The 19,138-nt window shown below is 69.2% G+C and carries 17 protein-coding genes, 1 tRNA gene and 1 pseudogene; 9 read left to right on the forward strand and 10 right to left on the reverse strand.

Annotation, left to right across the window (positions count from 1 at the left end; translation table 11 throughout):
* From ACFDTH_RS12895 to ACFDTH_RS12905, 3 genes and pseudogenes are all read left to right on the forward strand, one after another.
* Positions 1–178: pseudogene (locus tag ACFDTH_RS12895) on the forward strand (DUF58 domain-containing protein); the annotation flags it as partial.
* Positions 175–1,176, forward strand: a complete 1,002-nt coding sequence (locus ACFDTH_RS12900; protein ID WP_375287943.1) for a stage II sporulation protein M — start codon at positions 175–177, stop codon at positions 1,174–1,176. The pseudogene ACFDTH_RS12895 and the gene ACFDTH_RS12900, both read left to right, overlap by 4 nt.
* Entirely contained in the window at positions 1,163–2,017 is an 855-nt protein-coding gene (locus ACFDTH_RS12905) for an RDD family protein (RefSeq protein WP_375287944.1), read from the forward strand. Before ACFDTH_RS12900 ends, ACFDTH_RS12905 begins: the two co-directional genes overlap by 14 nt.
* A gap of 123 nt (positions 2,018–2,140) precedes the next feature.
* Here the strand turns inward: ACFDTH_RS12905 and ACFDTH_RS12910 are convergent, their stop codons facing one another.
* Positions 2,141–3,136: a ligase-associated DNA damage response exonuclease gene (locus ACFDTH_RS12910; RefSeq protein WP_375287945.1), complete on the reverse strand. Its 996-nt coding sequence runs from the start codon at positions 3,134–3,136 to the stop codon at positions 2,141–2,143.
* Positions 3,137–3,203: 67 nt separating this feature from the next.
* On the opposite strand from ACFDTH_RS12910, the gene ACFDTH_RS12915 reads away from it, so the two are divergent.
* A complete protein-coding gene (locus tag ACFDTH_RS12915) occupies positions 3,204–3,395 on the forward strand; it encodes a hypothetical protein (protein WP_375287946.1) in 192 nt (63 codons plus the stop codon).
* 31 nt (positions 3,396–3,426) lie between these two features.
* A complete protein-coding gene (locus tag ACFDTH_RS12920) occupies positions 3,427–5,835 on the forward strand; it encodes a ligase-associated DNA damage response DEXH box helicase (protein ID WP_375287947.1) in 2,409 nt (802 codons plus the stop codon).
* A 24-nt stretch (positions 5,836–5,859) separates the two neighbouring features.
* Here ACFDTH_RS12920 and ACFDTH_RS12925 read toward each other — a convergent pair.
* Positions 5,860–5,934 (reverse strand) — tRNA-Thr (locus ACFDTH_RS12925).
* 95 nt (positions 5,935–6,029) lie between these two features.
* Between ACFDTH_RS12925 and ACFDTH_RS12930 the strand changes: the two genes are divergently transcribed.
* Entirely contained in the window at positions 6,030–6,191 is a 162-nt protein-coding gene (locus ACFDTH_RS12930; RefSeq protein WP_375287948.1) for a hypothetical protein, read from the forward strand.
* A 69-nt stretch (positions 6,192–6,260) separates the two neighbouring features.
* On the opposite strand, the gene ACFDTH_RS12935 is transcribed toward ACFDTH_RS12930, so the two are convergent.
* Positions 6,261–8,060 (reverse strand): aminopeptidase P family protein, encoded by a 1,800-nt coding sequence (locus ACFDTH_RS12935; protein ID WP_375287949.1) that lies wholly within the window; start codon positions 8,058–8,060, stop codon positions 6,261–6,263.
* Positions 8,061–8,179: 119 nt separating this feature from the next.
* On the opposite strand from ACFDTH_RS12935, the gene ACFDTH_RS12940 reads away from it, so the two are divergent.
* The 3 genes from ACFDTH_RS12940 to ACFDTH_RS12950 are packed head-to-tail and all read left to right on the forward strand — an operon-like array spanning position 8,180 to position 12,414.
* Positions 8,180–9,961 (forward strand): sulfotransferase, encoded by a 1,782-nt coding sequence (locus tag ACFDTH_RS12940; protein ID WP_375287950.1) that lies wholly within the window; start codon positions 8,180–8,182, stop codon positions 9,959–9,961.
* A gap of 15 nt (positions 9,962–9,976) precedes the next feature.
* Positions 9,977–12,028 (forward strand): S9 family peptidase, encoded by a 2,052-nt coding sequence (locus ACFDTH_RS12945; protein ID WP_375287951.1) that lies wholly within the window; start codon positions 9,977–9,979, stop codon positions 12,026–12,028.
* A complete protein-coding gene (locus ACFDTH_RS12950) occupies positions 12,025–12,414 on the forward strand; it encodes an acyl-CoA thioesterase (RefSeq protein ID WP_375287952.1) in 390 nt (129 codons plus the stop codon). Before ACFDTH_RS12945 ends, ACFDTH_RS12950 begins: the two co-directional genes overlap by 4 nt.
* Here the strand turns inward: ACFDTH_RS12950 and mmsB are convergent, their stop codons facing one another.
* The 7 genes from mmsB to mmsA form a co-directional block, all read right to left on the reverse strand.
* A complete protein-coding gene (gene mmsB, locus ACFDTH_RS12955) occupies positions 12,415–13,305 on the reverse strand; it encodes a 3-hydroxyisobutyrate dehydrogenase (RefSeq protein WP_375287953.1) in 891 nt (296 codons plus the stop codon).
* Positions 13,306–13,435: 130 nt separating this feature from the next.
* Positions 13,436–14,212, reverse strand: a complete 777-nt coding sequence (locus ACFDTH_RS12960) for an enoyl-CoA hydratase (protein WP_375287954.1) — start codon at positions 14,210–14,212, stop codon at positions 13,436–13,438.
* 10 nt (positions 14,213–14,222) lie between these two features.
* Positions 14,223–15,269 carry an enoyl-CoA hydratase/isomerase family protein gene (locus tag ACFDTH_RS12965; RefSeq protein ID WP_375287955.1) on the reverse strand — a complete coding sequence of 349 codons (1,047 nt, stop codon included), beginning with the start codon at positions 15,267–15,269 and terminating at the stop codon, positions 14,223–14,225.
* A 97-nt stretch (positions 15,270–15,366) separates the two neighbouring features.
* Positions 15,367–16,509 carry an acyl-CoA dehydrogenase family protein gene (locus tag ACFDTH_RS12970; RefSeq protein WP_375287956.1) on the reverse strand — a complete coding sequence of 381 codons (1,143 nt, stop codon included), beginning with the start codon at positions 16,507–16,509 and terminating at the stop codon, positions 15,367–15,369.
* Positions 16,506–17,381 carry an SDR family oxidoreductase gene (locus ACFDTH_RS12975; RefSeq protein WP_375287957.1) on the reverse strand — a complete coding sequence of 292 codons (876 nt, stop codon included), beginning with the start codon at positions 17,379–17,381 and terminating at the stop codon, positions 16,506–16,508. The genes ACFDTH_RS12970 and ACFDTH_RS12975 overlap by 4 nt, the downstream gene beginning before the upstream one ends.
* Positions 17,378–17,965: a hypothetical protein gene (locus ACFDTH_RS12980; protein WP_375287958.1), complete on the reverse strand. Its 588-nt coding sequence runs from the start codon at positions 17,963–17,965 to the stop codon at positions 17,378–17,380. The genes ACFDTH_RS12975 and ACFDTH_RS12980 overlap by 4 nt, the downstream gene beginning before the upstream one ends.
* A gap of 5 nt (positions 17,966–17,970) precedes the next feature.
* On the reverse strand, positions 17,971–19,138 hold a 1,168-nt coding region (mmsA, locus tag ACFDTH_RS12985), incomplete at its 5' end, for a CoA-acylating methylmalonate-semialdehyde dehydrogenase (protein WP_375287959.1).

Raw genomic sequence — 19,138 nt, forward strand, 5'->3', positions numbered from 1 at the left:
CGCCGAGCCGGCCGACATCACCCGCGCGGTCACCGCGGCGGGGCTGCTGCGCGATCGGCTGCTGGTGCTCACCCGGCTGCGCCACCTCGGCGTCCATGTGGTGGAGGCCGCGCACGACAAGGTCGGCGAGCGGCTGGTCGAGGCCTATGTCGACCTCAAGCGGCGGAACCTGCTGTGAGCGGGGACCTGCGCGTCAATGCCTCGCGCTTCCGCGCCGCGCACGAGGCGGACTGGGAGCGGCTGGAGGCGCTGATCACCCGCGTCGAGAAGAAGTCGGTGCGCGCGCTTGCCGACGACGACCTGTTCGCCTTGCCCCTGCTCTACCGGTCGGCTTTGTCCTCGCTTGCCTCGGCGCGCGCGACCTCGCTCGATCGCGCGCTGGTCGGCTATCTCGAACAGCTGTGCACCCGCACCTACTTCCAGCTCTACGGCCCGCCCAGCTCGGCCGGTACGCAGGTCCGCCATTTCTTCACCCACGATTGGCCCGCGGCGGTACGCGGGGTGTGGCGCGAGACGCTCGGCTCGCTGCTGCTGACGATAGCCGCGGCGCTGGCGGGCTTCCTGCTGGTCCAGTCCGATCCGTCCTGGTTCTACGGCATCGTGCCCCAGGGCATGGCGGGCGGGCGCGATCCCAGCGCGACGGCGGAGGCGCTGCGCGAGACGCTGCACGGCAGCGGCCGCGAGAGTGCGCTCGCCACCTTCGCCACCTTCCTGTTCACGCATAATGCGCAGATCGCGATCTTCTCGTTCGCGCTTGGCCTCGCCTTTGGCGCGCCCACCGCGCTGCTGATCGCGTATAACGGCGTCTCGCTCGGCGCGATGATGGCGGTGTTTGCGGACAAGGGCGTGGGGCTGGAGTTCGCCGCCTGGCTGGCGATCCATGGCACCACCGAGTTGTTCGCCATCGTGCTAGCGGGGGCGGCGGGGTTCCGGCTCGGCCTCGCGCTCGCCTTTCCCAGCCGGCTCGCGCGCAGCGATGCCGCGATCCTGGCGGGGCGCAGCGGCGCCACGGTGATGGTGGGCACGGTGATCATGCTCGCGGTCGCCGGATTGCTGGAGGGGATCGGTCGCCAGACAGTGGATAGCGATCTCGCACGGGCCGGCATCGGCGCGGCGATGCTGGCCGGCTGGCTGCTCTATTTCTACCTGCCGCGGAGGCGAGATGGCCCGCGCTAAGCCGCCCCGCAACCTGAAGCGGCGCTTCATTACACCCGAGGGCGTCGACCTCCAGCTGGAACTGGGCAGCGCCGGTGCGCGTGCGGGCGCCTTCGTGCTCGATCTCATCCTGATGATGGTCCTGCTGGTCGCGACCACCCTGCTGATCGCCTTTGCCGCCGGGCCGGGCACGGGATCGACAGCGCTGACCATCCTGTGGCTGCTCGGCGCCTTTGCGCTGCGCAACGGCTGGTTCATCCTGTTCGAGCAGGGCGCGCGCGGCGCCACGCCCGGCAAGCGCGCGATGGGCCTCCGCGTGATCGCGCGCGACGGCGCGCGCCTCACCGGCAGCGCGGTGGTGGCGCGCAATGCGATGCGCGAGGTGGAGGTGTTCCTGCCGCTCTCCTTCCTGGGCGCGCAGGCGGCGGAGAATTCAGCGGACGCCTTCCTGGCGGTGTTCGCTTTGGGGTGGAGCGGCATCTTCCTGCTCTTCCCACTGTTCAACCGCGACCGGCTGCGCATGGGCGACATCATCGCCGGCACCTGGGTGGTGCGCGACCAGCGCCGGCGGCTCGGCGCCGACCTCGCCGCGCGCGCCCAGCAGCACCGCTTCACCGACGCGGCGCTCGACCTTTACGGCGAATATGAGCTCCAGAAGCTGGAGGAGGTGCTGCGCGCCGGCCAGCGCGACAGCATGGTCACCGTTGCTGCCGCGATCCGCGCCAAGGCCGGCCTGCCCGACGATGGCGACGACGAGGGCTTTCTGACGGACTATTACCGCGAGCTGTGCAACCGGCTGGAGCGCGGCATGATCCTGGGCAACCGGGTGGCGGACAAATGGGAGCGGGCGGGGAAGCGCTAGACCAATACCGACCAGCCCCGATCCGTTCGTGCTGAGCGAAGTCGAAGCACATGGGCGCGCGCGACCCTTGTCCTTCGACTTCGCTCAGGGCGAACGGAGGGATCCGGATCCATCGAAGCACTTTCAATCGTCCTCGTCCTCGAACCCCACCAGCGCCAGCGCGCGCGCCTTCATCTGGTGGAGTTCGCACCAGCGGATCAGCGCTTCCTCGCGGCCGTGGGTCACCCACACCTCGCGCGGGGCGATCTCGGTCAGCGTGTCGGTCAGCTCGTCCCAATCCGCATGGTCGGACAGGACCAGGGGCAGCTCGACCAGTTTCTGCCGCGCGCGCTGGCGCACCCGCATCCAGCCAGACGCCATGGCGGTGATCGGATCGGGCAGCCGTCGCGCCCAGCGGTCGTTGAGCGCGGATGGCGGGCACATCACCACATGCCCCGCCATTTCCGCCTTGCTGGCGCCGGTCGCGGGCAGCAGCTCGCCGAGCCGCACGCCATGATCGGCGTAGAGGTCGCACAGGCGCTGGAGCGCACCATGGATGTAGATGGGAGCGGCATGCCCGCGCTCGCGCAGTTCGGCGATCACGCGCTGCGCCTTGCCGAGCGCATAGGCGCCGACCAGCACGCACCGATCGGGGTTGGCGTGGAGCCGCGCGATCAATTTGTCGATCTCGTCGCCGGTCTCGGGATGGCGGAAGACGGGCAGGCCGAAGGTCGCCTCCGTCACGAACACGTCGCACTGCACCGCTTCGAACGGCGTGCAGGTCGGATCGGCGCGGCGCTTGTAGTCTCCCGAGACCACCACCCGCTCGCCGCGATGGTCGAGCACGATCTGTGCGGAGCCGAGGACGTGCCCGGCGGGGACGAAGCCGACCTCCACCTCGCCCATCTGCACGCTGCCGCCATAGGGCACCGGATGGCCCGCCTGCTCGCCGTAGCGCGCGTCCATGATCGCCAGCGTTTCGGGCGTCGCCCAAACCGCGCCATGGCCGCCGCGGGCGTGATCGGCATGGCCGTGGGTCACCAGCGCGCGCGGCTGCGGGGTGGAGGGATCGATCCAGGCGTCGGCCGGGCGGACGTAGATGCCGTGCGGATGCGGTTCGAGCCAGTCGCCGAGCTTCATGGGAGCATTACGCCCGAGCGGATCGAATCGCCGCACGCGCTCGTTGGAAGGCGTGAAGGAGAAGACCATGGCGGATGTCACGATGGGAGACGGCCTGTGGGCGTTCGTGGTGATCGGCGGCTTCATCATCCTCGCCGCCGCGATCGCCTACGCCAAGCTCAGGAACAAGACCGGCCCGCGCACCGAGGCCTATACCGAGCAGAAGACGCGCGAGCTCTACAAGGAGCAATCGGCGCAGGACCGCGCGAGCACGCCGTGAAGCGGCAGGCTGAGCGCCTATATCGGCGCGAGTGACAGCCGACCTTCCCCCCCTCCTCACCACCTGGTTCGCCACCCGCGGCTGGCTCCCCCGCCGCCACCAGCTCGCTATGCTCGCCGAGGCGCGCGCCGGGCGGCACGCGCTGCTGGTCGCCTCCACCGGCGCGGGCAAGACGCTCGCCGGCTTCCTCCCCAGCCTCGCCGAACTGATCGAACAGCCCGCCGAAGGGCTCCACACACTCTACGTCTCGCCCCTCAAGGCGCTGGCGGTGGACATCCAACGCAACCTCGTCACCCCCATCGACGAGATGGGCATCGACATACGCGTCGAGACCCGCACCGGCGACACCCCGTCCGACCGCAAGGCCCGCCAGCGCGCCAAGCCGCCGCAGATCCTGCTGACCACCCCCGAATCCTTGTCACTGCTGCTCAGCTACCCGGACAGCTTCCTGATGTTCGCCAACCTGCGCACGATCGTGGTGGACGAGGTGCACGCCTTCGCAACCGGCAAGCGCGGTGATCTCCTGTCGCTGTGCATGGCACGGCTCCAGGCGATCAACCCGCAGCTGCGCCGCGTCGCGCTCTCCGCCACCGTCGCCGATCCGGACGGCTATCGCGCCTGGCTCGCCCCTGACGGCGACATCGACGCGGTCAGCCTCGTCGAGGGCGATGCCGGCGCCGATCCCGATATCGCCATCCTGCTGCCCGAGGACCGCGTGCCCTGGGCGGGTCATTCCGGCCGCTACGCCGCCACCCAGGTGATGGCGGAGATCGAGACGCACCGGACGACCATCGTCTTCTGCAACACACGCAGTCTTGCCGAACTGATCTTCCAGGACCTGTGGAAGGCCAATGAAATGAAGCTGCCGATCGGCGTTCATCACGGCAGCCTGGCGCTGGAGGCGCGCCGCAAGGTGGAGGCGGCGATGGCGGACGGTCGGCTCCGCGCCCTGGTCGCCACCGCCAGCCTCGACCTGGGGGTAGACTGGGGTGACGTCGACTGTGTGATCCAGATGGGCGCGCCCAAGGGCTCGTCGCGGCTGCTCCAGCGGATCGGGCGCTCCAACCACCGGCTCGACGTGCCCAGCGAGGCGATCCTCGTCCCCGGCAACCGCTTCGAATATCTGGAGGCACGCGCCGCGCTCGACGCGGTGGAGGCGGGCGAGCTCGACACCGATCCCTTCCGCCCCGGCACGCTCGACGTGCTGGCGCAGCACCTGATGGCCTGCGCCTGCGCCGCGCCGTTCCAGGAAGCGGCGATGCTGGACGAGGTGCGCGGCGCCCTCCCCTATTCGGCGCTGACCGCCGAGCTGTTCGCCCAGGTGCTGAGCTTCATTCGCGACGGCGGCTACAGCTTGCGCGCCTATGACCGGTTCAAGCGGCTGACCCAGGATGGCGATGGCCTCTGGCGCGTCTCGCATCCCCGCTTCGTCACCCAGCATCGACTCAACGCCGGCATCATCGTCGAGGCGACGATGCTCAACGTCCGGTTCAAGAATGGCCGCCACCTCGGCAAGGTCGAGGAAGGCTTCGCCGCCACCCTCTCCCACGGCGACACCTTCTTCTTCGCCGGCCTCAGCCTGGAGGTCGAGACGATCGACACCGAGGACCTGATCGTCCGCGCGACCAGCCGTCCCGCGCGCATCCCCACTTACGGCGGCAGCCGCATGCCGCTTTCCACCAACCTGGCCGACCGGGTGCGCGGCTTCCTCTCTACCCCGGCGGAATGGGCCCGCTTCCCCGACGACGTCCACGAATGGCTGGAGGTGCAGGCGCGCCGATCGATGCTGCCCCGGCCCGATCAGCTCCTGGTGGAGACCTTCCCGCGCGAGGGCCGCCACTATATGGTCGCCTACAGTTTCGAAGGCTGGAACGCGCACCAGTCGCTGGGCATGCTGGTGACGCGGCGAATGGAGACGCAGGGGTTGAAGCCGCTGGGATTCGTCGCCAACGACTACGCCATTGCTGCCTATGCGCTGGAGCAAGTCACCGATCCTGCATCGCTCTTCTCCGCCGACATCCTGGAGCATGAGTTCGTCGACTGGGTGCAATCCTCGCACCTGCTCAAGCGTGCCTTCCGCGAGGTGGCGGTGATCGGCGGGCTGGTCGAACGCCAGCATCCCGGCAAGCGCAAGACCGGCAAGCAGGTCACCTTCTCCACCGACCTGATCTATGACGTGCTGCGGAAGTACGAGCCCGGCCACGTGCTGCTCCAGGCCGCCTGGGACGACGCGCGCGCGCGGATGACCGACGTGGGCCGCCTCGCCAACCTGCTCGACCGCGCCGCCGAGACAATGCTCCACGTCGACCTGCCGCGCGTGTCGCCGCTGGCGGTGCCGGTGCTGACGCTGATCGGCCGGGAGAAGGTGGCGACCGGCACCGCCGATGACGCGCTGCTGATTGAAGCCGAGACGCTCGCCGCCGAGGCGATGGCGGAGTGAGGGGCCGCCGCTAGGGGCGGAAAATGGTGCTGCCGGTGAGGATTGAACTCACGACCTCAGCCTTACCAAGGATGCGCTCTACCACTGAGCTACGGCAGCACTGCCTCGTGGCCGTCAGGCCGGCGGGCGAGGGCGCGTAAGAGACGAGGGCGCGGGGATTGTCAAGGCATTGCGTGCCGCGGTAATCGCGCGCCATGGCGAGCAAGGACGACCGCGAGCAGGCGCTTGCCGCGGCGCTGCGGGACAATCTGCGGCGGCGCAAGGCCCAGGCACGCGCAGCGGAGGACGAATCGTCCCGCGCCGCGGAAGACGAAGCGCCGCCGGTCAACGAACCAGCGCGTACGACCCCACGCTGACCGCCGCGCCGGCCGCCTCATGAGCGGCTGCGAGCGTTACTCCGAGTACCCCAACCGCGCCGACCATGATCAACGCACGACGGGCGAGCATCTTGCAGACAACCATGCCTTGTCCTCTCCTCCGAGTTCGGCGCCGATCTTCTCGGTCACCCTGGCATGATATGCATTGAGCCACGAAAGCTCGTCGTCCGTCAATAGGGCCGGATCGATCAGATCGCGATCGATCGGCGAAAAGGTGAGCGTCTCGAACGCCAGCACCGGCATATCGCCGCCGGGTATCTCGCGTTCGACCACCAGCAACAGGTTCTCGATACGGATGCCGTACTCGCCCGCCTTGTAATAGCCGGGCTCGTTGGAAAGGATCATGCCCGCGCGCAGCGGCTCCTGCGGGCCGCCGCCAGGATAGGAGGGCTTGGCGATCCGCGCCGGCCCCTCGTGCACCGATAGATAGGCGCCGACGCCATGGCCCGTGCCGTGCGCGAAATCGAGCCCGACCTCCCAGAGCGGACGGCGCGCGAATGCATCCAGTTGCGCGCCGGTGGTGCCCTGCGGAAACACCGCGGTGGCAAGCGCGATATGCCCCTTGAGCACGCGGGTGAAGCGATCGCGCATCTCGGGGGTCGGCGCGCCGATCGGCACCACGCGGGTCACGTCGGTGGTGCCGTCGGCATATTGGCCGCCCGAATCGACCAAGTAGAGCTGCCCAAGCTCAATCCGCGTGTCGCCCTCCGGCGTGACATGGTAATGCGGCAACGCGCCGTTCGGGCCGGTCGCAGAGATCGTGTCGAACGACAGATCGAGCAGCACGCCCGACTCGCGCCGAAAGGACTCCAGCTTCGCTGCAGCGGACAGTTCGGTCTGCGTGCCCTTGGGCCCTTCGGTCGCGATCCAGTGCAGGAAGCGCGACAGCGCGGCGCCGTCGCGGACGCTGGCGGCGCGGTGGCCGGCGATCTCCGCGGGGGTCTTGCACGCCTTGGCGAGCAGCACCGGGTCGCGGCGCAGCACCAGCTCCGCCCCGCCCGCCGCCAACGCCTGGCCGATCGCGGCGACCGAGAAGGCCGGGTCGAGCGCGACCCGCTTGCCGGCATAGCCGCCGAGCGCCTCGGCGAAGGCGGCACGGTCGTGCAGCCGCACGGCATTGCCCAGGTGCTGGCGGACCGCATCGGTGAGCTTGTCGGATGCGACGAACAGGTCCGCGGTGCCATCCGCCGCAACGATGGCGTAGGCGAGCGCCACCGGGGTGTGCGCGACATCGCCGCCGCGGATGTTGAGCAGCCAGGCGATCGAGTCAAGCGCGGTCAGCACCAGCGCATCGGCCTGCTCGGCGGCGAGCCAGTCGGCGATCTCGGCGCGCTTGTCGGCGGCGTTGCGGCCGGCATGCGCCGTGTCTTGCACGGTCAGCTTGGCGTCGGAAGGCGCCGGCCGGTCGGGCCAGACCGCGTCGACCGGGTTGGTGTCCACCGGCACCAAAGTCGCGCGGCGCGCGGCCAGCGCCGCCCCCGCCTCGGCCACCCAGGCGGCGGTGTGCAGCCAGGGATCGTAGCCGATCCGCGCACCCTCCCCTGCGTGCTCGGCCAGCCAGCCGGAAACGGTCGTCTCGGGCACGCCGACAAACTGCCAGTCATGGGCCGAGACCTGCTGGCGGACCTGAATCGTGTAGCGCCCGTCGGTGAAAATTGCCGCCTCGGCGGGCAGCACCACCGCGGTACCCGCCGATCCCTGGAAGCCCGTCAACCACGCCAGCCGCTGCGCATAGGCGCCGACATATTCACTCATATGCTCGTCGGTCAGCGGCACGACGAAGCCGTCGAGCCGATCGCGGGAAAGCTGATCGCGGAGGGCGGCGAGGCGGGCGGCATGAGTGGACATGGACATTTCCTGGCTGGGGATCGGGGCTGATTGCCAGAAAGCACCGCCCCGCGCGACCCGGCTTGCGCCGCGCCCCCGCTTGGCCGAAACCCCTGCGCTTTCTCCAGATTGAGGGCTTCATGACCGATCCTCGTCCCGCGCCCGTCCGCCTGCGCACCCAGGCGGAGGTGGACACCGCCTTTGCCAAGGCGACACACCCCGACACGATCGCGCGCATGGCCGTGCCCCTGCTCTGCCAGGTGCTGGGTGTGCGCCCGGGCCGGGCCGACGCGATGCGCCTGCTGCACGGGCATCTAAGCGCGCTGGGCGATCCCGATGCGGCGGCGCGGGCGGCCGAGTTCGTGGCGCGCGCCGAATTGGACCACCCCGTGCTCAGGCGCGCGCAGGCCGCGATCGAGGCGCGGCGGCCCGAGGCGGCGGCGGCGGAGCTACGCGCCTTCGTGGAGGAGCATCCCGAGGATCCGGTGGCGCTGCGGCTGATCGCCAGCGCCGCGCTCCAGGCGGGCCAGTCGCAGGAGGCAACGACCTTCCTGCGCCGCGCGCTGGAGATCGCGCCCGACTATATCGACGCGCGCCGGCTGCTGGTTGATGCCCTGCTCAACCACGGGCAGTTCGCCGCGGCGCTGGCCGAGCTGGACCGGCTGATCGCGGTCGACCCGGCGACTTTCGAATATCGCGCGGTCAAGGCGGCGACGCTCAAGCGGATGCGGCGGACCGACGAGGCGCTGGCGCTCTACGACACTTTGGTGGCGGAGCGACCCCGCTCGGCGGACCTGCTGGTCGATCAGGCCAACGCGCTGCGCGCCGCCGGCCGCGGCGGAGAGGCGGCGGACGCCTACCGCCGCGCGGTCGAGGCGGCGCCGCGGTCCGGCCGCGCCTGGCTGTCGCTTGCCGACATGAAGTCGGTGCGCCTCGGCGAGGACGACATTGCCGCGATGCAGGACGCGCTGGTCGCCGATGACCTGCCCGCGCGCGAGCGCACCGCGCTGCACTTTGCCCTGGGCGGCGCACTCGAAGGCGCCGGGCGGCACCGCGACGCCTTCGCCCAATATGCCATCGCCAACGCCTTCCAGCGCGGCGCCGAGCCCTATGACGCCGCCGCGCTCACCGGCCATGTCGCGCGCAGTGAGGCGCTGGTCCGCGCCACCGCCAACCCGCCCGAGATGCAGCCCGCCGGCGCCGACACGCCGATCTTCGTGCTGGGCATGCCGCGCTCCGGTTCGACCCTGGTCGAGCAGGTGCTCGCCGCGCACCCCGGGATCGAAGCGACCGAGGAGCTGCCGTACCTGCGCGCGATCGCCAACGACATCGCGCGCGCGGGCAACTACCCCCAGTCGCTCGCGAAGCTCTCGCCCGACGTGCTCGCCAAGGTTCGCGCGCGCTATCTCGACCAGGCGCGCGCGCACCGGAAGAGCAGCGGGCTGTTCGTCGACAAGGCACCCGCCAACTGGCAGCATCTGCCGCTGATCGCCGCCGCCTTCCCCGACGCGCGGATCATCGACGCACGCCGCGACCCGCTCGACTGCGGCTTCTCCAACTGGACGCAGCGCTTCGGGCGGGGAAACGAGTTCGCTTATGGGTTGGCCTCGATCGGCCACTACATCCGCCACTATCAGACGCTGATGGCGGCGGTGGATGCCGCCTGGCCGGGCCGCGTCCACCGGGTGATGCACGAGGCGCTGGTCGCCGACCCGGAAGCGGAGGTGCGCCGGCTGCTCGACTATGTCGGCGTGCCATTCGATCCCGCCTGCCTCTCACCGCATGCCAACACCACCCCGGCGCAGAGCGCGAGCAGCGAGCAGGTGCGCCGCCCGATCAACGCGGAAGGGATCGGCCGCCACAAGCCGTTCAATCCATGGCTGGGGCCGCTCAAGCAGGCGCTGGGCATGCAGGGGGCGTAGCGATAGGAGGCGGGCATGCAGCCTCCTATCGCGCAGCAGCGCCCGCACAGCTTCACCCGCCACGGCGTCACCATCGAGGACCCCTGGGCCTGGCTCAAGGATCCGAATTATCCCGAGGTCACCGACCCCGAGGTCCTCGGCTATCTCGAAGCGGAGAACGCCTATTTCGAGGCGCAGATGGCGCCGCACCGGCCTTTGGTCGACCGACTGTACGAAGAGATGAAGGCGCGGATCAAGGAGGACGATGCCTCCGTGCCGCAGAAGGACGGCGATTGGCTATACTGGACCGCCTTCGAGACCGGTGGCGAATATCGCAAATGGTGGCGCCGGCCGGTCGCCGGCGGGCCGGACGAGCTGATCCTCGACGAGGTCGCGCTCGCCGAGGGGCATGAGTACTTCCGTCTTGGCGCCTTCGCCGTTTCGAACGACGGAATGAAGCTCGCCTACGCCACCGACGACAACGGCTCCGAACGCTTCACCATCCGGGTGAAGGACCTGGCCACCGGAGACCTGCTGCCGGACACGATCCCCGGCATGCTCTCCGACATCGTCTGGACCGCGGACGATACGGGATTCCTCTACGGTCTCGCCAACAAGGAATGGCGGACGGACAATGCCCGGCTCCACCGGCTCGGCATCGATCCGGCGGAGGACGTGGAACTCTACCGCGAGGCGGACGAGGGCTATCGTGTCGCGGTGTCGGAGACGAGCGATCGCCGCTGGATCGTGATCGCCACCGGGGACCATGTCACCAGCGAGGTGCGCCTCCTCCCCGCCAGCGATCCGCTCGCCGCGCCGATCCTGGTTGCAGCCCGGCAGGAAGGCCGCGAGTACGATGTCGACACTCATGGCGACACCCTGTTCATCCACACCAACGACATCGATCCGATGTGGCGGCTGTGCGTCGCGGACCTCGCGGCGCCGGGGGACTGGCGCGAGCTGATCGCACCCGACCCGCATTTCTACATGACGGGCGTCGAATGCTATCGCGACTTCTTCGTGGTGGAGGGCCGGCTCGACGGCCTCGATCAGATCGCCGTCCATCGCTACGATACGCCCACGTCTGGCGAGCCGATCGCCTTTCCCGAGGCGAGCTATGCGGCGGGGCTGGGCGACAATCCCGAATACGACATGACCGTGCTGCGCGTCGGCTATGAGTCGATGGTCACCCCGAGCACGGTCTACGACTACGACACCGCCGCGCGAACCTTGGTGGCGCGCAAGGTGCAGGAGATTCCGTCCGGCTACGAGGCCACGCGCTACCGCACCGAGCGGCTGCACATCGCCGCGCGGGACGGCACACAGGTGCCCGTCTCGATCGTCTATCCGGAGGGCTTCCCGCGCGACGGGTCGCGGCCTTTGTTCCTCTATGCCTATGGCGCCTATGGCCATGCCATTCCGCCGGGCTTCTCGACCGGGCGATTGTCGCTGCTCGACCGCGGCTTCGCCTATGCGATCGCGCATATCCGCGGCGGCGACGACTTGGGCCAGCAATGGTATCACGACGGCAAGCTCGCCAAGCGCACCAACACCTTCACCGACTTCGTCGATGTCGCCCGCGCCTTAGTTACGGACGGCTGGACCAGCGAGGGCCGGATCGCGATCGCCGGGCGCTCCGCGGGCGGCGAACTGATGGGCGCGGTGGTCAATTCTGATCCCGAATTGTGGGGGGCGGTGATCGCCGATGTGCCCTTCGTCGACGTGCTCAACACGATGCTGGACGAAACGCTGCCGCTGACGCCGGGCGAATGGCCCGAATGGGGCAATCCGATCACCGATCCCGCGGCGTTCCAGCTGATCCGCAGCTATTCTCCCTACGACAACGTGCGAGCGCAGGATTACCCGCCGCTGTTCATCTCGGGCGGGCTCAACGATCCGCGGGTGACCTATTGGGAGCCGGCGAAATGGGCAGCCAAGCTGCGCGCAACCAAGACCAATAACAACGTGCTGCTGCTCAAGACCAACATGGGGGCGGGCCATGGCGGCAAGTCCGGCCGGTTCGAGAGCCTGCGCGAGGCGGCGGAGGAACACGCCTTCGTGCTGTGGCAGCTGGGCGTGGAGGGGTGAGCTTCACCCGCCCCTTCACCGCCGCGCCGGCCGATATCGACGAGCTGGGTCACGTCAACAATGCGGTGTGGGTGCGCTGGGTACAGGAATTGGCGGTGGCGCATTGGGAGGCGGTGGCGCCTACGGACCATCGCGCCGCCTTCGTGTGGGTGGTGACGCGGCACGCCATCGACTATCGCGGCAATCTGGCGGAGGGCGGCACGGTGACCGGGGAGACCTGGGTGCCCGAGCCGCCGCGTGGCGCGCGATTCGACCGGTATTTCCGCTTCGTCGGCGAAGGTGGCCGGGTGTTGGTTGAGGGCGTCACCACCTGGGCGCTGCTCGACCGTGCCACCGGCCGGCTGCTGCGGGTGCGCCCAGAGATCGCCGCGCCGTTCCTGGACTGATCACCCCAGCTCGCCGGCCTTCAGCGCGCGGATGATGCCCGAGAAGTCGTCCCCGCCCTTCCCGCTCTCCACGAACGCCTCGTAGAGCTCCGCCGCGCGGCGGCCGGTCGGCACGCTGGCGCCCGCCTGTTCGGCCGCGGCCATGGCGAGGCGCAGGTCCTTGAGCATCAGCGCGGCGGCGAACCCGCCCTGATAGTCGCGGTCGGCGGGGCTTTCGGGGCCGACGCCGGGGACGGGGCAATAGCTGGTCATCGACCAGCTCTGACCGGTGGCCTTGGAGGAGATGTCGTAGAACACCTGCGGGTCGAGCCCCAGCTTCTCGGCCATGGCGAACGCCTCGCAGGTGACGGTCATCGTCGCGGCGAGGATCATGTTGTTGCACATCTTGGCGACTTGTCCTGCGCCGCTGGCGCCGGCGTGGATCACCGCCTTGCCCATCGCCTCCAGAAAGGCGCGCGCCCGGTCGAACGCCTGGTCGGAACCGCCGACCATGAAGGTGAGAGTCCCGCCCGCCGCGGCGGCGATTCCCCCCGAGACCGGCGCGTCCACCGCCAACAGCCCCTTGGCTGCGGCCTGCTCGGCCAGCGCGCGCGCGGTAGCGACGTCGATGGTGGAACAGTCGATCAGCACCGCCGAGGGCGAGGCGGTGGGGAAGACCGCGTCAACATAGACCTGCTCGACATGGCGGCCCGCGGGCAGCATCGTGACGATCGCCTCCGCGCCATCGACCGCTGCGGCGGCGTCCGCGACCGGCAGGCAGCCGGCGGTCTTGGCCGCGGCGAGCGCCGCCTCGCTGAGATCGAAGGCACGAACGTCATTCCCCGCCTTCGCCAGGTTCGCGGCCATCCCGCCGCCCATGTTGCCGAGCCCGATGAAGGCGACGCGTGCCATTGATCTCTCCTTTCTCATAGCCCTTCCCCTTCAGGGGAGGGGGTGGAGTGGGGGTGTCCGCGAGCGCTGGTTTCAGCGAGGCACCTGCCCCACCCCCAACCCCTCCCCTCAAGGGAAGGGGCTTAGTTCGTTACTTGCCCGTCCAATGGCCCGCGCGCTTTTCGACGAAGGCGGCCATGCCTTCCTTCTGGTCGGCGGTGCCGAACAGGCCGTGGAACAGCCGCCGCTCGAACTGAACGCCCTGGGCGAGGCCGGTCTCGAAGGCGGCGTTAACCATCTCCTTGTTGGCGAGCACCGCCAGCGGCGCCATGCCGGCGATGGTGGCGGCGGTCTTCACCGCATCCTCGACCAGATCGGCGGCGGGAACGATGCGGCTGACCAGGCCGGCGCGCTCGGCCTCGGCGGCGTCCATCATCCGGCCGGTGAGGCACATTTCCATCGCCTTGGCCTTGCCCACCGCGCGGGTCAGCCGCTGCGAGCCGCCCATACCGGGCGAGACGGCGAGCTTGATCTCGGGCTGACCGAACTTGGCGGTGTCCGCGGCGAGGATGAAGTCGCACATCATGGCGAGTTCGCAGCCGCCGCCGAGCGCATAGCCCGCAACCGCGGCGATCACCGGCTTGCGGGTCTGGGTCAGCCGCTCATAGCCGCCAAAGAAATTGCCGCCGTACATGTCGGCGAAGCCCTGCGCGCTCATTTCCTTGATGTCGGCGCCGGCGGCGAAGGCCTTCTCGCTGCCGGTGAGGACGGCGCAGCCCTGCGATGCGTCGGCGTCGAACTTGGCGAAAGCGTCAAGCAGGTCGGCGAGGACCTGGCTGTTGAGCGCGTTGAGCGCCTGCGGGCGGTTGAGCGTCACCAAGGTGACGGCGCCGCGCCGTTCGACGAGAATGGTTTCGTAGTCGGCCATTCGTGTTCTCCTAGTCGTTGGGCGTCCACGCCTCCGCCTCGGGCAGCGGCGCGAAGATCTGGTCGATCACGTGGTCGCTGACCGCCTCGGGCGTTGCGGGATTCCAGCGCGGCGAATTGTCCTTATCGACGATCACCGCGCGCACGCCTTCGAGGAAATCGTGGCGCTGCACGACGCGGCTGCCGACCGCATATTCCTGGCGCATCTCGTCCTCGAAGGTCGCCATGGTGGCTCCGTCGAGCAGCAGCTTGAGGCTGACCTTCATCGTCTGCGGGGATTTGGTGCGGAGCGTCGCCAGCGTGTCTCGGGCGAAGTCGCCGCTGTCGGCTTCGAGGGCGGCGAACACCTCCTCCAGCCGGTCGGAGGCGAACAGCCGGTCGATCGCGTCGCGGTGAGCGAGCAGCTTCGCTTCGCCCGGCTTGGCCGAGAGCGCGTCGAGCACCGCCGCGATGTCCTCGGGCGCCTCGCCGATGCGGCGCTTGGCCTCCTCAACCGTGTCGCTCGCCAGATAATGAGTGGCGAGGCCGAGCGCGTGGCACTCGGCACCGTCGAGGCGATGCCCGGTCAGCGCGAGATACTGGCCGATCCGCCCCGGCAGGCGCGACAGGTACCAGCCGCCGCCGACATCGGGGAACAGGCCGATGCCGGTTTCCGGCATGGCCAGCTTCGTGTTCTCGGTTGCCACGCGGAACTTGCACGGCTGGCTGATGCCGACGCCGCCGCCCATGGTGATTCCGTCCATGAACGCGACGCTGTCCTTGGCGTAGGTGAACAGCCGGTGGTTCATCCGGTATTCGGTGCGGAAGAAGGCGCGCGCCTCGGCGCCGTCCTTCGCGCCCGAGTCGGCGAGCATGCGGATGTCGCCGCCCGAGCAGAAGCCCCGCCCTTCGGCATGGTCGATCAGGATGCAGCGCACCGCATCGTCGGTGCGCCACGCCTCCAGCGCGTCGAGCACGCTTTGGCACATCGCGGTGGTGAGCGCGTGGAGCGCCTTGGGCCGGTTGAGCCGGATGCGGCCGACCGGGCCTTCGACGAGCGTCAGAACTTCACTGGTCATTGCCAAAATTCCCGAACCTCGCGCGCATGGGAGAGAAGAAAGACGGTCGTTACGGTACCGTTACGATCTTCTCTCACTGACGCGGCATATAGGAAACTCACTGCCGCGTCAGATCGCGGCCGACGATCATGCGCATCACTTGGTTGGTGCCCTCCAGGATCGAGTGGACCCTGAGGTCACGCCAGAAGCGCTCGATCGGATAGTCGCGCAGATAGCCGTAGCCGCCGTGGAGCTGGAGCGCGCGGTCGACGATGCTGCTGCCATTGTCCGTCGCCAGCCGCTTGGCCATCGCCGAGAAGCGCGACTTGTCGGGCGCGTTCGCGTTCACCTTGGCGGCGGCGAGATAGAGCAAAGCGCGCGCCGCCTCCAGATCGGTCGCCATGTCGGCCAGGGTGAACTGAGTATTCTGGAATTCGGCGACGGGCTGACCGAATTGCTGGCGATCCTTGGTGTAGCGCACCGCCTCGTCGAGGCAGCGCTGCGCCCCGCCCAACGAGCAGGCGCCGATGTTGAGTCGCCCGCCGTCGAGCCCGGCCATCGCGAAGCGGAAGCCGTCGCCTTCGGCGCCGACGCGGTTCTCGACCGGCACACGGCAATCCTCGAAGATCACCTGCGCGGTCGGGCTGGCGTTCCAGCCGAGCTTCTTCTCGGGCGCGCCGAAGGACAGGCCGGGCGTGTCCTTCTCGACCACCAGGCAGGAGATGCCCTTCGACTTCTCCTCGGAGGTGCGGACCATACAGACGTAGAGGTCGTTGTAGCCCGCGCCGGAGATGAACTGCTTGGTGCCGTTCAGCACATAATGATCGCCGTCGCGGCGCGCGGTCGCCTTGAGCGCGGCGGCGTCCGAGCCCGAGCCCGGTTCGGTGAGGCAATAGCTGGCGATCTTGTCCATGGTGACAAGCGACGGCAGGAACTGGTCCTTGATCGCCTGATCGCCGAAGCGGTCGATCATCCAGGTCGCCATGTTGTGAATGGAGATGTAGGCGCTGGTCGCGGGGCAACCATAGGCCATCGCCTCCATGATCAGCGCCGCCTCCAGCCGGCCGAGGCCGATCCCGCCCGACTCCTCGCCGACATAGATCGCGCCGAAGCCGAGCTCGCCCGCCGCCTTCCAGACATCGACGGGATAATGGTTCTTCTCGTCCCACTCGGCCGCGAACGGCGTGATCCGGTCGGCGGTGAAGCGGCGCGCAAGCTCCTGGATCTCGCGCTGCTCTTCGGAAAGGTCGAACTGGGTCATGGCTGCTCGTCGGAAGCGTGGAAGGCGGCGGCGTGCTCGCGCACGAAGGTTTCGAAATCGCGGGGCGCCCGGCCGATTGCGCGGGCGACGCCGTCAGTGACCGCCGCCGCTTCGTCGCGGGCGTAATGGGCATAATCCTCGGTCAGGCCATCGGCCTGCCACGGGTCCATGCCGAACTGGCCAAGCGCGGCGCGGAACTGATCGGGCGGCGCATCGACGAACGGCACCTCGCGGCCGATCGCAGCACCGATGCGGCGCGCGATCTCGGCATGGCTGAGCGCCTCCGGCCCGGTGAGCTCGTAGACCTGTCCCTCGTGGCCGTCGCCGGTCAGGGCCACATGCGCCGCGGCGGCGATGTCCCGCACATCCACGATGCTGACACGGCCCTCGCCCGCAGGCGCGGCAAGGGGCGCCCCCTGCGCGATCATCGGCGCGAATTGGAGCAGTGCCTGCATGAACAGGTTGGGGCGGAGGAACGTCCAGGCCATGCCGCTGTCGCGAAGCGCCTGTTCCACCGCCGCATGGTAGCGCAGGAAGCGCACCGGCGAGCCGGGATCGGCATGGATCTGCGAGAGCTTTACGACATGGCGCACGCCCGCCTCCCGCGCCGCGGCGACGAAGCGGCCCTGGCGCGCCTCGGCCTCGGCGGTCGATGGGGTGACGAGGAACGCGCGCGTGACCCCATCCAGCGCGGGGGCGAGCGAGGCGGGGTCATCGAGGTCGCCGGTGACGAGGTCCGCCCCCGGCAGCGCGGCGACGGCTTGCGCCCGGGCCGGATCGCGGACCAGCGCGCGGAAGGGCACGCCCGCAGCACTGAGCTGGCGGGCGAGTTCGCCGCCATTGGTGCCGGTCGTGCCGGTGACGAGGATCACGACCGACGGCCTTCGCAGCGGGTGTAGCGGAGCGGACCGCCCTCGCCGCCGGCCCGGACGAGGACTTGACCGTTCTGGCGCAGGGTCAGCCGGGTCCGCTCGGTCCAGGTCTGGCCTTCGCCGCTGAAAGCGAGCGTGACCGCGACCGCGTCCCGGGCGGTGCGCTCGATCTTTGCGGGCACGGCACGCGATTCGTAGAAGCGGAGCTGGCGCGCGTTGACCGTCATCAGCCCCTTGTTGTCGTCACGCCGAGGGTCGCAGTCGGCGGGAACGAGGCCCCAGCGGCCGCGGAAACGCGGGGGGATGGCGGCGGCTTCGGTAGGTACAGGGCTGGCGCTTGGGGTTGGCGAAGAGGTTGCCGAGGGTTCCGGCTCGGGCTCCGCCTCGGCATCCGAAGTGGCGGCCGGCAGCGGCGCGGGCTTCTCGCCGATATGACCGTCGCTGGCGGGCGCAGTGGGATCTGCGGGCGCGGCGGCGCTGTTGGGGGCGAGGTCCTCCGCCATGGTGTTCGGCACGTCCGAAGCCGTGTTCGTGCCACCACACCCTGCAAGCGCAAGCGCGCCCAGTCCGATCAAAATGCGCATCGTCGTCACCCCATCGTGGGAATGACGAACGCATCCGTCACGCGGGAAGGTCCACCGTCCTCCGAGCCGCGTGGCAAAGCGGAGCCGTCGGGCCAGCGCTGGGTGACGGTCTTCACCTTGGTCCAGAACTTCACGCCTTCCATGCCGTGCTGGTTGGTGTCGCCAAAGGCCGAGCGCTTCCAGCCGCCGAAGGTGTGATAGGCGACCGGCACCGGGATCGGCACGTTGATGCCGACCATCCCGACGTTGACGCGCGCGGCGAACTCGCGCGCGGCGTGGCCGTTGCGGGTGAAGATCGCGACGCCGTTGCCGTACTGGTGCGCGCTGGGCAGGCGCACCGCTTCCTCGAAGTCCTTCGCGCGGACGATCTGGAGGACGGGACCGAAGATCTCCTCCTGGTACGCCTTCATCTCGGGCGTGACGCGGTCGAACAGCGAAGGGCCGATGAAGAAGCCCTCCTCATGTCCCTGGAGCTTGAAGCCGCGGCCGTCGACGACCAGCTCGGCGCCCTCGTCCACCCCGGTCTGGATCCACTGCTCGATCTTGGCGCGATGCTGCGCGGTGACGACGGGGCCGTAATGCGCCTCGGCATCGGTGGAGACGCCGACGCGCAGCGCGTCGATCGCCGGGATCAATTTCTCGCGCAGGCGGTCGGCGGTCTCGTCACCTACGGGGACAACCACCGGCAGCGCCATGCAGCGCTCGCCGGCCGAGCCGAAGGCCGCGCCCGACAGATCGGCGACGACCTGGTCGAGATCGGCATCGGGCATGACGATGCCGTGGTTCTTGGCGCCGCCCATCGCCTGGACGCGCTTCCCCGCCTCGACGCCGCGGCGATAGACGTAATGCGCGATGTCCGACGAGCCGACGAAGCTGACCGCGCCGATCGCGGGATGATCGAGGATCGCGTCCACCATCTCCTTGTCGCCATGAACGACTTGGAAGATGCCCTCCGGGCACCCCGCCTCCAGCATCAGCTCGCCCAGCCGCACCGGCACCGAGGGATCGCGCTCGGAGGGTTTGAGGAGGAAGGCGTTGCCGCAGGCGACCGCCAGCGAGCCCATCCAGAGCGGGATCATCGCCGGGAAGTTAAACGGGGTGATGCCCGCGCCGATGCCGATCGGCTGGCGCATCGAATAGACGTCGATGCCCGGCCCTGCCCCTTGCGTATAT

Source organism: Sphingomonas sp., assembly GCF_042096255.1.
In the GTDB taxonomy this organism is placed as follows: Bacteria; Pseudomonadota; Alphaproteobacteria; order Sphingomonadales; family Sphingomonadaceae; genus Sphingomonas.